This window comes from Maribacter sp. C-4077 (assembly GCF_055378385.1).
Window position 1 is genome coordinate 3,403,526 of the sequence record NZ_AP038807.1, and the last position, 12,757, is coordinate 3,416,282.

The window sequence follows — 12,757 nt, forward strand, 5'->3', positions numbered from 1 at the left end:
TGTCCAACTCTTAAAAGTAAATTTTTGAGGGTATTAAATTATTATTATGTGATTTTCCGTTCGGAAATTCAGGTGTTGGCGGTATTACAAATAAATTTCCCTTATTTTTAAGAAAACCAATCCCATCAAATGACCTTACTTTCGTACTATAGATTGCCATCCTCGCTTTATTTTTCCTTTCTTTTAATGGGACTTTGTTTTTGTGCCTTTGGGCAAGAAACATCTTTGGTTTCTGGAAATTATACAAACACATCGCTCAAGGATGTCTTTTTGGATTTGGAATCCAAGACGGATTATAAGTTTTATTTTTTGGAAGAAGGAATGGATCAAGAAACGGTAACCCTCAATGTTTCTTCAAGGGAATTGGATGAGGTTTTAAACGAGGTCTTGGCTTCTACTAGTTATAACTATTACATAAAAGAGGATGAAAAACGGATATTCATCATCAAAAATGCCATTATTTATGATGAATTGCCCGATGGATTTTTTAAGGATCCAACAAAAGAAGAAGCGGACAGTTCAATTGGGCAAAGGTCAAATGCCCCGCCTCCAACTTTTTACAATGAAGAGGTACGGCCAACCGCCAAAAGATATCCCCTTGTGCGGATTGGAAAGTCGGACCCCAACAACCTGCGGCCGGAGTACACCTTATCTGGAAAAGCTATAAACGTTGTAAGTGGTGAAGCTGTTCCTGATTTGACCATCCGTGTTAAGAATGGAGATGGTTTTGTCATAACGGATGGGGATGGCAATTTTTCGATCCAATTGTCCTCGGGATATAATGTTTTGGTCGTTAGGGCCATGGGTATAGCTTCTACGGAACGTGAAGTAATCATGTACAATGACGGTAATTTGGATTTGATGTTGGAGGAGGGACTGCAACAATTGGATGAAGTAGTAGTGCAGGCAGACGCGGCAAGGAACGTTGAAGATGCCGATACCGGAAGTGAGCAAATAGATTCCGAGGCTTCCAAAAATATACCCTTGGTATTGGGAGAACGCGATATTTTACAGGTTGCTAAGGCTCTTCCCGGTATTTCTTCGGCAGGGGAGGGGGCCACCGGGTTAAACGTGCGCGGCGGTAAAACGGACCAAAACCTGGTACTTTTAGATGATGCGGTCATCTACAATCCGCAACATTTTTTCGGGATTTTTCAAGCATTAAATCCATTCACTACAAAAGGCGTCAACATTTACAAAGGTGCTATGCCCGTCGAATTTGGTGGTCGTTTATCCTCGGTTTTTGACATACGGACCAAAAACGGAAATGTGGAGAAATTGGCAGGAGAAGGATCCATAGGTCCGGTTACCGGTAATCTGGCTCTTGAAATTCCCATAGTTAAGGAAAAATCCTCCCTTGTGGTTGGGGGACGAGGTGCCTATGCCGATTGGATTTTACGCTCTTTGGACGAACCTTCCTTGAATAATAGCAATGCCAGTTTTTTTGACGGCATTCTAAAATATCACCACAATATCAATGACAATAACGAGGTAAAGGCAACGGCATATTATAGTCGGGACGCCTTTAGTATTACTTCGGACTCACTTTACAATTATGATAACAGGTTGTTTTCGTTGAGATGGGACAGAAAAATTGGCGATAGGACAACAACGGCCATGGTGCTGGGCAATAGTAATTATGGTTTTGGAATCGATTTTGACGGACAGGCAAACACGGATTTTAACCTGGATTATAGTATTAATGAAACAGAGTTCAAATATAAGTTTAGGACCCTACTGAATGAAAGGAATACACTGGATTATGGTATTTCGGCAAAATATTATTCGGTCAACCCTGGAAGTATTCGCCCGGACGGGAATGAATCAAATATTAGCACAATAAGAATTGATAAGGAACAAGCTTTGGAAGGGGCGCTGTTTTTGGGGGATGAATTCAAATTAAGTGAAAAGTTTTTATTGGATTTAGGGGTGAGGTATGCCTTTTTTGCCGCTTTGGGTCCGGGAACCCAGCAGCGCTATCAAGAAGGACTCCCTAAAAATGAATCCACCGTACAGGAGACCCTAATCTATGATGGGGCGGAAATAATAAAAACCTACGGTGGACCTGAGGCCCGGGTTTCGGCAAGGTATCTTTTTACACCTGATTTTTCCATAAAGGCCAGCTTTAATAATTCGTATCAGTTCCTACATACGCTTTCTAACAATACCACTGTGTCCCCCATAGATACTTGGAAGCTTTCTGATTTGAATATTGCTCCCCAAACAGGGTATCAAGCCTCATTGGGCCTCTACAAGAACTTTAAGGAAAATGAATATGAATTGAGCTTGGAGGGATATTACAAGGGAATGGACAATGTGCTGGACTTTAAGACGGGGGCCGACCTGTTTCTGAACGAGAACGTGGAGACCGAAGTACTGCAAGGGGAAGGCAAAGCGTACGGAGTGGAATTTTTGGCAAAGAAGAATCGGGGTAATCTAAATGGGTGGCTTAGTTATACCTATTCCAGATCATTGTATCGTTTTGATAGTGAATTCAGTGAGGAACGAATCAATAACGGCGAATTTTTCCCGTCCAATTTTGATAGGCCTCATGATGTAAGTGTTATCACCAATTATCGTATCACCAGAAGGTATAGCATATCGGCCAACTTTGTATACCAAACAGGACGGCCGGTTACTTATCCCATTGGCACCTTTCGTTTTAACAATGCCGATTTTGTGGCCTTTAGTGACAGAAACGAATTCCGTATTCCTGACTTTTATAGGTTGGATTTAGGGTTGAATATCGAAGGGAACCACAAGAAAAACAAACTCGCCCATAGTTTTGTAACCATATCGGTATATAATGTCTTGGGAAGGAACAATCCCTATTCGGTATTCTTTGTGACGGAAAATGGTGAGGTAAAGGCCTTACAAAGTTCCATATTTGCTATCCCTATACCATCCATCACTTATAATTTTAAGTTTTAAGGACTATGTTGAGAAGGCGCAATATACATAAATGGAAGTTGGTTTCTTTTTGCTGCCTATGTTGTTGTCTAATGGCCTGTATTGATGATTTTGAAATTGAAAATATAACCGACGTTTTAGAGGGGTATTTAGTCGTGGATGCTAGGATTACAGATGGGAATGATAAGCAAACAATTTTTCTATCGAGAACCTTTGCGTTGGAGGATTCAGAACCATCCCCTGAAAAGGGAGCCTTAGTGGCTTTAATTGATGAAATGGGTGGGCGTATCGGTTTTAAGGAAATTGAACCTGGAAATTATACCAATGAGGGAAACTTATCCTTAAAAAGCAGTGGTATATATAAGCTCGAAATAATCACACGAGATGGAGTTAGGTATATGTCCGAAGAAGTAAGGTTGCCAAACAAAGTACCCATCGTAGACTTGCGTGCCGAAAGGAGGCTTAATGGATTTATCTCGGATGGATTAGCGATTCTGTTGGACAATGAAGATATTTCTGGCCAATCGGGTTACTTTAGATTTGAATTTGAAGAAACTTATCAAATTGTGGCACCCTATCCAAACCCCTTTGATTGGGATGAGATAGATTATGACATCAATGATGGCGATGGTTGGGAAGTTACCATAGCTGGGCGTACGGAACCTGTGCATATTTGTTTTGGTAATAGTGCATCCAATGACATCATTCTAGGGTCTACCGAAGCATTGGAAACGGGCGGATTGGATGATTTTCAGGTCCGCTTTTTAACGTCTGAAAACCCTTCTATATCCCATAGATATAGCATATTGGTCAAGCAATACCACCACGATATCAATGCAAGGGCCTTCTTTGAAACATTGAACAGTTTTTCAAGTTTAGAAAGTATTTTTAGCAATGTACAAACCGGTCGTTTGGAAGGAAACATACAAGTTCAAAATTCTGATGTAGCGTTGGTTTTTGGCTATTTTGAATTGAGTTCTTACAGTGAAAAACGATTGTTCGTTAATTATAGGGACTTTTTCCCAGATGAGGAATTACCGCCTTATTTTACGAATTGTGCTACAGGAGCACCTGCCCTTTATCCAAGGGGATTTCATTCTACCCCTGGGGAGGGTGGGGAGATTATAATTGATGGAACCAATAGTTCGCCATTAATTGAAGGTATATTGGCAGGGCTCTATGCCTATCATGCGGACAATAAGGACTACGAAGATCTTATAGGTAGTGGAAATGTGGCCGGTGCAGCTCCATTTTTGGTCAAGCCATTGGGATGTGTAGATTGTGGAACTTTTGGTAGTTATGAAAAACCGGATTTTTGGATCGATTAATGATTGGAAGATGATCAAAGCACTAATTTATGAACCGAATTCTAAATTGCTTAAACTTCTAAATTTAAATTAATGTATAAGAGGAAACGTTTTTACATTTTTTTGGTTTTCGTAGGTCTTTTGACGGTATGCTGTACTGAAGAAGTGGACCTGGGCCTTGAAAACAATGCAGGAGTACTGGACATTTTGGTGGTCGAAGCGACGATTACGAATGAGTTTAAGAATCATCGGGTTAACCTAAGTAGGATGGACACCATATTGGATACCCAGATAGATTCTACTTTTAATCCTTTTACACCAGAGAGGGATATTGATAGGGATTTAGTGAAATATGAGCGTAACGCCCGCGTAACAGTAGAGAACGCTATAGGCACCGCATACAATTTCGATGAAATAAGTCCGGGCATATATGAATCTGTAGAACCTTTTGCAGCAGTAGAGGGCCAGAGCTATACCTTGAATATTTTGACTGCCGATGGGAAAACGTATACTTCTGAACCTATGGTCATTGAAGGTTTCTTGGACGTCGACCAGTTATATGCGGAGCGGATGACCAACGATGATGGTGAAGAGGGAATCGGGATTTTTATTGACAACGGCCAGGGTTCGGGATCTGTCAACAATCTACGGTTCAGTTATGATGAGACCTATAAAATCGTTGCCCCTTTTTGGGATGAAAGCGATTTTAAACTTTCCAATTATGACCCCTGCGCACTGCCCGTACCCACCTATGAACTTGAAATAGTGCCTCGTGAGACAGAACAGCAGGTTTGCTATGGGAACCAGGTTTCCAATAGTATCATACTTGCTGAAAACAATACAGTGAATGGTACCGGTTTAGACAGGTACATGATCCGGTTCCTAGATCAGGACGATTTTATGATCTCGCACAGATACAGTATCGAGGTGACCCAGATGGTCACGGGTAGCGAGTCCTTCGGGTTTTATGAAAAACTGAGGAACTTCAGTCAGTCCGGAAATGTTTTTTCCCAGGTACAGCCCGGTTTTATCGAGGGGAACATCACTTCGGCAAATGGAGACCGGGATAGGGTCATCGGTTTTTTCGATGTGGTTTCGGTATCCAAGGAAAGAATCTTTTTTGATTATATGGACTTTTTCCCAGACAGGGATCTGCCTCCCTATGTTTTTAACTGTTTGGAGCAATCCACCAATGAATCGCATGTATCCTATTGCTATACAGGGCCGCAGGGCCCCAATCCGTGTCCCCAATCGATTATAGAACAAGTGAATTTAGGGCTTATCAGTTATGCAGGTCCTAATACGGAAGATATAGGTCCATGTCCCAGTGAATACATTTATGTTCCTAGGATCTGTGGTGATTGTACGGTTTTGGGAAGCAATGTAAAACCGGATTTTTGGATCGATTAAAATAAACAACCATGCGAAAAATACTTTTTTTGAATTTAATTCTGGCCTGCTGTTGCTTTGGCGTTTCGGCGCAGTATGTTATTAAGGACGGCAGCGAGCTTTTAAGTCTGCAACAGCTTCCTCAAGAAAAGGCTTATGTGGACCATACAGGCCCCTTGGTATTCTCAGGGGAGTATTTGTTTTATGCCTTTTATTGCTTCAATGCCCAAAACAACAATCCATCGAACATCAGTCGGGTAGGTTATGTAGTATTGGTTAATGAGGAAAAAGAACAAATATTCGAACACAAACTAAATTTGGATAAAGGACTTGCTCAAGGTGATTTTTTTGTAAGTACGGACATTCCATCCGGACGATACAAGTTGTTGGCCTATACCCAATGGATGCGAAACGGTGGTTTTGATCAGATGTATACGGATGATATTGTCATCATAAACCCGTATCTAGCGGATCAATCCGCATTGGTGCCAAATTCAAATGAGCAAACCGAAAACAATAACATACTGGCTGATACCGATTTTCAGAATTTTTTGGACTCGGCAACAATATCAGTTCGCCTTGAAAAAGAAATCTACGGAACACGTGAAAAAGTTCGTTTATCGGTAAACAACTACAAAGGACCTTCCGGTTATGGCATTTATACCTTAAAAGTCAAAAAGAAGGAGGAGAAACCCGTTAAACCTTATTTAAACGCCACGCAATACGCCAAGGATTTCTTCAATGCAGATAAACAAATAAAACAGCGAGTAGGTGATTCCATTTTTTTGCCGGAGCAACGGGGAGAGCTATTCTTTGGTTCCGTTCAGGATAATGAAACAAAACTGCCGGTTAAGGATATTCCTGTAATCATTTCTATTCCCGGAAAAGAGTTTATTTTGAAATTTGCCCAAACCGATGCACAAGGCAACTTTTATACCTATTTGAACAAAAAATATACGAATCCAATGGCCTTGGCACAAATTGAGGAGGAAAATAGGATGTATTCCATAAAAAAGGGTGAGGTAGCCAATTTAGATCTTTCAAATATTACTTTTTCCAAGTTTACGTTGTCAGATTCATATGCGCCGTATATCAAGGAAAGAAGTGTTTTAAATCAATTGGAGAATCAGTTCTTTACCGCAAAACCGGATTCCATAATAGCGAGTGACCCCATCGACCCTTTTGATGGTGGACTCCCTGAGGAAGTTTTCTTGGACGAATTCACTAGATTTCCAACGTTTGGGGAAACCTTGGTTGAAGTCGTCAAGTTTGCCGGGTACAGGTCGGGGGGCAAAGATCCCGATTATATCAAGATATCACAGGATTTCGAGACCTATAACGAAGAGTTAAATAGTTTTCCTGCCATAGTACTTATAGATGGTGTCTTTATACCCAATCACGAAAAAATAAAGTCCTATGATGCACGTAAAATCCAAAAAATAAGCCTTGTTCGCGACCAGTTTGTCTTGGGAGGGAGGCAATACCAAGGAATGATGTCCATTGAAACCTTTGAAGGGGATTATCTTGAAGAACATACCTATGGAAATTCCGTGGCGATTCCTCTGAAACTGCCCGTTGCCAAGAAAAATTATTTCAAACAGGATTACGATGATGAAGTAATGGATTTCTCAAGGATTCCGGATTACAGAGGACTGCTTTTATGGGAACCACATGTAAAAGTGGAGGCTAGCAGCTATAATTTTGAGTTTTTCACTTCGGATGTCGAGGGTGTTTTTGAAGTAATATTGAATGGATTTACTACCTATGGCAAACCAATAACGGTAGTCAAAGAGGTAACTGTTATGAAAACCAGCCAATAAGGGATATATTCGGCAAAATCTTTTATTTTTAGCCCAAACGAAAACTAAATGCTAACCAAAGTTTATGGCAGTGCCGTTTTTGGTGTGGAGGCCACTACGATTACCGTTGAGGTAAATATCGATAAAGGGATAGGCTACCATCTGGTAGGTTTGCCCGATAATGCCATAAAGGAAAGCAACTACCGGATTGCTGCCGCACTACAGAACAACGGATACAAAATCCCTGGAAAGAAGATTACAATCAATATGGCACCGGCCGACTTGCGTAAAGAAGGCTCGGCCTATGACCTTACGTTGGCCTTGGGGATTTTGGCCGCATCGGGTCAAATACAATCCGAAGCCATTGAGAAATATATCATTATGGGAGAGCTTTCCTTGGATGGCAGTTTGCAGCCCATTAAAGGAGCCTTGCCCATAGCCATAAAGGCTCAGGAAGAGGGTTTTGAGGGATTTATCCTTCCTGCCGATAATGCCAAGGAGGCTGCTATTGTTGGAAATCTAAAAGTTTTTGGAGTTGAGAACATCAAACAGGTCATCGACTTTTTTGATCAGGGCACACCGTTGGAGCAGACCATCATCGATACGCGGGAGGAGTTTTACAAGAGTCTGGATTTTCCTGAATTCGATTTTTCCGATGTCAAGGGTCAGGAAAGTATCAAGCGCTGTATGGAAATCGCCGCTGCCGGCGGACACAATATTATTTTGATCGGGCCTCCGGGTGCAGGGAAGACCATGCTCGCCAAACGATTGCCTTCCATTTTACCGCCCATGACGCTGCACGAAGCCTTGGAAACGACCAAAATCCATAGTGTGGTAGGGAAGATTAAGAACATGGGGCTTATGAGCCAGCGCCCGTTTCGAAGCCCTCACCACACGATTTCAGATGTGGCCTTGGTAGGAGGTGGGGCCTATCCTCAACCCGGGGAGATATCCCTTTCGCATAATGGAGTACTATTCCTGGATGAGTTGCCCGAATTTAAACGCGGGGTGTTGGAGGTGATGCGTCAGCCGTTGGAGGACAGGGAAGTAACCATTTCCCGGGCGAAATTCACCGTGACCTATCCCAGTAGTTTTATGTTGGTGGCGAGTATGAACCCGAGTCCGGGTGGGTATTTCAACGACCCCGACGCACCCGTGACTTCCTCACCCGCGGAAATGCAACGCTATCTGAGCAAGATTTCAGGTCCACTTTTAGACCGAATCGATATCCATATCGAAGTGACTCCGGTACCCTTTGACAAACTTTCCGAGGACCGAAAAGGGGAGAGTAGTGTTGAAATCCGCAAACGGGTAACCAAGGCCCGGGAACTGCAGACAAAACGTTTTGAGGAACTGGAAAACGTGCATTACAATGCGCAGATGAACACAAAACAGATTCGCGAATTCTGCAAATTGGACGAAGCTTCAAAATCCTTGTTGAAAAATGCCATGGAGCGACTCAATCTTTCCGCCCGTGCGTATGACCGCATCTTAAAAGTGGCCCGCACCATTGCCGACTTGGATAATGCCACCGATATCAACGGCAACCATATTTCTGAAGCGATTCAGTACAGAAGTCTGGACCGTGAAGGTTGGTTGGGGTGATACTTAGTTTCAAGTTTCAAGTTAAAAGTGAGCTGTGAAAAGGTCCTTTTGTCATGCTGAGCGCAGCGAAGCATCTGTTGAAAGCCTAAGAGATTCTTCACTGCTTCAATTACTTCATGGCTGGAATGGGAATGAATAGCGCGGAAAACATTTATGCGCTATCGGGACGCCAAAACCGAATACCATTCCATCTAATCTTCTTTTTTAGGTTCTTTCTCCTTCTCTTTTTCATTTGAGTCTTTTATTGGTATAAAACCTATCAAGCTAGTTATAGTTATAAAAATCATCCAGCCGTCTATATTATCTAGAAAGTTTGCTACAGTTGCTGCTGTTCCATGAAATTTTTGGGAATAATCAATTTCAAAATTCCCTTCTGGGAATGAAATACTGAACTCTTTACTTGAGACCGTAAAAGTATGCCAAACTTTAACCTCTATGGTTTCATTTGCCAGCAAATCACCAAGTAAAATTCGGCTTTTCGATTGTCCTGATTTTAACGCTCCCGTGCTATCTTAAAATTCATAATAGCAATTCATACCATTAGTTAGAAGATTTATTTCTTTTATCTGATTATCACCTTCGTTTGTTATAGTTATTACACTTTGATTGAACCATAAGCTACCTAAATTTTCGAGTCTTAACAACGCTACAAAGTCGGGTTTCTGAAAAACCCCATCATAGCCTAGGTCCATTGAACCGAGACGTTCTGGAATGTGAAATTCGTTAGTATCGGCAACGGCTTTTAAATCATACTTGTCTACAAAAACAATTTGATAAATCTGAAAGCACGCCCAGATTAGACCAACTAATGCTCCAAGATTTCTTACAACTTTCCAAAAATCTGCCATTCAAACAATTAAACATGATTATACAGTTGTAAAGAAATTAATAAAAATTCTTATGAGCGATATTTCGTTAAAAACTTGTAGTAATTTTTAATTAATATATCAAAAAAAAACCCGTTGCCGCCAGTTTGATACTGGTGACCACAGTCAGTTGCTTAAAGGTGGAAACATCAAATTCAAGAAACATAGAAACCTATTCGCCCCTAGCGCTCGTATGTAACGAGTGCCCTCACTAGTAAGCAATATCAAACGATGCTAAGACCTATTTGGGTTACTTCGTCCTCCTCAAACTTAGAAAAGCAAAATTCCATAAAAATAAAAATAGTGCTAGCGCCTTTTACTGCACTTGACTCAGTATTACACTATTCCTTTTAAAAACGAGGGTTTAGCTTTATAGTCGGTCTCTAGATACAAGGTATCCCGGACAGGAGCTGTTCATGTTTGATTTTAAAATACGCTTTTTAAATTTTAAAAGAGTAGGTTATAGTATGGTTTCGGACAAGGTGTTAAACCCTATAATTATCTGCCCGCCAATTTTTTATGCGTTTTTTAATTTCTTTGTTGGTCAAGTTTTCTTTTAAAGCTTTTTCTACTAAGGGTAAAAACTCGGCATCGCTTGCAAAACGTAACGCTATAATTTGGGATACTTTCAGTTCTTGTGGGAATAATTTCCCCGTGAGTACATAATACCTCAAATTTTCTTCAGCTTTTATGGCCCTATCCTGTGCTTTTAAGGGAAAACTGCGTACATACCATGCCATAATTAAAAATATAACAGCGATAAGCACTACTAAAGATGCTACATAAAGGTTGTCACTACTGGTGTGAATTAGGTTGACTATAGACCCGATCAATAAGGCTAGCATTGCAAGAAACAAGAGTCCATGGAACCCTTTTACAAGTTTAGCATGATTTTTAAAATTCTGTTCTTTCATTTTTTAGTTTGATTTAAGGATGTTCATATTTTAGTAACCAAGCTCGTGCGTTTTTGTAACTAGTGTCGGTTCTTCCTATGTGCATTAAATAGTGTTAGGCGCCATCTGGGGCATTATTCCAACAATGCCCACTCTTCTTCCGTGGCCTTGGATTTTTGATATTCCATGACCATGAGCCAACCATTATCCTTTTTAACGAGTAGGGCTTCAAAGTGCACGAATTGTTTTGGAGCTGTTTTGCCACTATCATCATTGGATTGGAAACCAAAAATTCCTGTTTCATGCGCCGTGTTTTCGTCACCCACACGCTGTGAAAAACGGAATTCCACCGTATTCTGTGTTTTTCCAGCCTTGGTGTCAATGAAACCTTGCTTCCAATTTGAAAGCGCTTTGGTAATAGCTATGGATGATTTGTTTTCGCCAGTAGTAAATACAACAACTGCATCCTCATGATACGTGGCTTTATAACCTTCAAAGTCACCCTCCCGGACCGTTCTGGAAACCTCGGCCCAAAAGGAATCCAATTCCTCGATTCTTAGTGAATCGTTGGAAATTTTCATCGTATCCACTAAAGTAAGGGCAGTGGTATTTGAATAGGTGGTGGTAACACTTAGCATAAGCACTAGGCTTAGAAATAGTTTATTTTTATTCATATGTATGGATTAATCTTATTTCCTAATTCGCAGTTTCCCGCGCTCCGCCAGTTTTCAGCTGGAGGTAACAGTAAAACAATCACCCCATAACCCTTTTTAATCCCCTATCAAAAGCCTTTATATCCTCCATGGTGCCGGTACTGATACGGGCCCATTCATTGAAGGGAGGGAAGGGCCTACCAATCAAGACGTTTTCCTTTTCCATGGCGGCCATCATGTCTCGAATGGGTCTACCCGTTTTAAAGAAGACAAAATTGGTGTGGGATTTTATGTAGGGCAAATCCAAATCGTCCAAGGTATTGTAAATGGCCTGCTTGGCCTCCATGTTCTTCGCTACGCTAAATTTGTAAAATTCATCGTCGTCCAGGGCATGCTTGGCCGCTTCAATGGCCAGCACATTAGTCATCGCCATCACACTTTTTTGCAATCGTTTCGCAATATCCGGGCGCGCTACCAAGTAGCCGATTCGCATCCCCGCAAGTCCGTACACCTTGGAAAAGGTCTTGGAAACGATGACGTTCTTGCCTTGCTTCACTAGTTCCACCATAGAAGGGTAATCGGGTTCCGTGATAAAATCGTAATAGGCCTCATCGCTAAAGACCATGGCGGTTTCACTGGTACGCTCGCAAAAGGATTTGAGGTCGTTTTTGTCCAAAAGTGTCCCGGTAGGATTGTTGGGATTACAGATGAATATGAGTCGGGTTTTGCCATTGACCCGGTTTTCCATCTCCTTTAAATCGTGCTGCATGTTCTCGTCCACAGGAACCCGGTGTACATAGGCACCAAAGTTTTCGGCATAGGTCATCATGGACTGGAAGGTTGGATCTGCAGCGATAAGTTCCCCTCCGTTGAGTCCGTAGGTAAGACCCACGGCCTTGAGTCCTTCCGTAGAACCACCCGTTACAACTATATGGTCCGTGGAAACACCTTCGGTTTCCGCAATTTTTTCCAATAGTGGCCTAAAGACCATGGAGGGATACCTACAAGCGTTATCAAAAGCAGCGGTTATGGCCTTCCTTACTTTTGGGGAAGGGCCAAAGGGGTTTTCGTTGCTGTTCAGCTTGGCAACATCCAACGTTGCATTGCTAGGTCTGTTTGCAGGGTTTGTGAATGCCAGGGCGTTGGCACCGCCCAACATAGTTAGTCCTCCACCAAGGGCAAAGGTCTTTAGCCAGTTTCTTCGGTCTATGTGGTTCATACCTTTTGGATTTTTCCTAAAAGGTACAAAAAGATGGGGTTACTCGTTAATCGAGGATATTTTACCCAGATTATTCATTAGAAAATCTATTGCAGCTTGAAATGCCGGCAAAATAA

Annotated in this window: 10 protein-coding genes; 5 read left to right on the top strand and 5 right to left on the bottom strand. The window is 41.7% G+C overall.

Annotated features, from left to right (window positions below):
• Positions 1 to 129: 129 nt before the first annotated feature.
• From ACZ41C_RS14565 to ACZ41C_RS14585, 5 genes are all read left to right on the top strand, one after another.
• Positions 130 to 2,931, top strand: a complete 2,802-nt coding sequence (locus ACZ41C_RS14565) for a TonB-dependent receptor (protein ID WP_464562462.1) — start codon at positions 130 to 132, stop codon at positions 2,929 to 2,931.
• 71 nt (positions 2,932 to 3,002) lie between these two features.
• Positions 3,003 to 4,238, top strand: a complete 1,236-nt coding sequence (locus ACZ41C_RS14570) for a DUF4249 domain-containing protein (protein ID WP_464562464.1) — start codon at positions 3,003 to 3,005, stop codon at positions 4,236 to 4,238.
• Positions 4,239 to 4,310: 72 nt separating this feature from the next.
• Positions 4,311 to 5,627 carry a DUF4249 domain-containing protein gene (locus tag ACZ41C_RS14575; RefSeq protein ID WP_464562466.1) on the top strand — a complete coding sequence of 439 codons (1,317 nt, stop codon included), beginning with the start codon at positions 4,311 to 4,313 and terminating at the stop codon, positions 5,625 to 5,627.
• An 11-nt stretch (positions 5,628 to 5,638) separates the two neighbouring features.
• Positions 5,639 to 7,426, top strand: coding sequence for a hypothetical protein (locus ACZ41C_RS14580; protein ID WP_464562468.1), 1,788 nt, complete (start codon positions 5,639 to 5,641; stop codon positions 7,424 to 7,426).
• Positions 7,427 to 7,474: 48 nt separating this feature from the next.
• Positions 7,475 to 9,010 carry a YifB family Mg chelatase-like AAA ATPase gene (locus ACZ41C_RS14585; RefSeq protein WP_464562470.1) on the top strand — a complete coding sequence of 512 codons (1,536 nt, stop codon included), beginning with the start codon at positions 7,475 to 7,477 and terminating at the stop codon, positions 9,008 to 9,010.
• A gap of 191 nt (positions 9,011 to 9,201) precedes the next feature.
• Here the strand turns inward: ACZ41C_RS14585 and ACZ41C_RS14590 are convergent, their stop codons facing one another.
• From ACZ41C_RS14590 to ACZ41C_RS14610, 5 genes are all read right to left on the bottom strand, one after another.
• Positions 9,202 to 9,465 (bottom strand): hypothetical protein, encoded by a 264-nt coding sequence (locus tag ACZ41C_RS14590; RefSeq protein WP_464562472.1) that lies wholly within the window; start codon positions 9,463 to 9,465, stop codon positions 9,202 to 9,204.
• 57 nt (positions 9,466 to 9,522) lie between these two features.
• Entirely contained in the window at positions 9,523 to 9,858 is a 336-nt protein-coding gene (locus ACZ41C_RS14595) for a hypothetical protein (RefSeq protein WP_464562474.1), read from the bottom strand.
• 503 nt (positions 9,859 to 10,361) lie between these two features.
• A complete protein-coding gene (locus ACZ41C_RS14600) occupies positions 10,362 to 10,790 on the bottom strand; it encodes a DUF6526 family protein (RefSeq protein WP_464562476.1) in 429 nt (142 codons plus the stop codon).
• A gap of 113 nt (positions 10,791 to 10,903) precedes the next feature.
• Entirely contained in the window at positions 10,904 to 11,443 is a 540-nt protein-coding gene (locus tag ACZ41C_RS14605) for a nuclear transport factor 2 family protein (RefSeq protein WP_464562478.1), read from the bottom strand.
• Positions 11,444 to 11,522: 79 nt separating this feature from the next.
• Positions 11,523 to 12,641: a pyridoxal phosphate-dependent aminotransferase gene (locus tag ACZ41C_RS14610; protein ID WP_464562480.1), complete on the bottom strand. Its 1,119-nt coding sequence runs from the start codon at positions 12,639 to 12,641 to the stop codon at positions 11,523 to 11,525.
• Between the last annotated feature and the right edge of the window lie 116 nt (positions 12,642 to 12,757).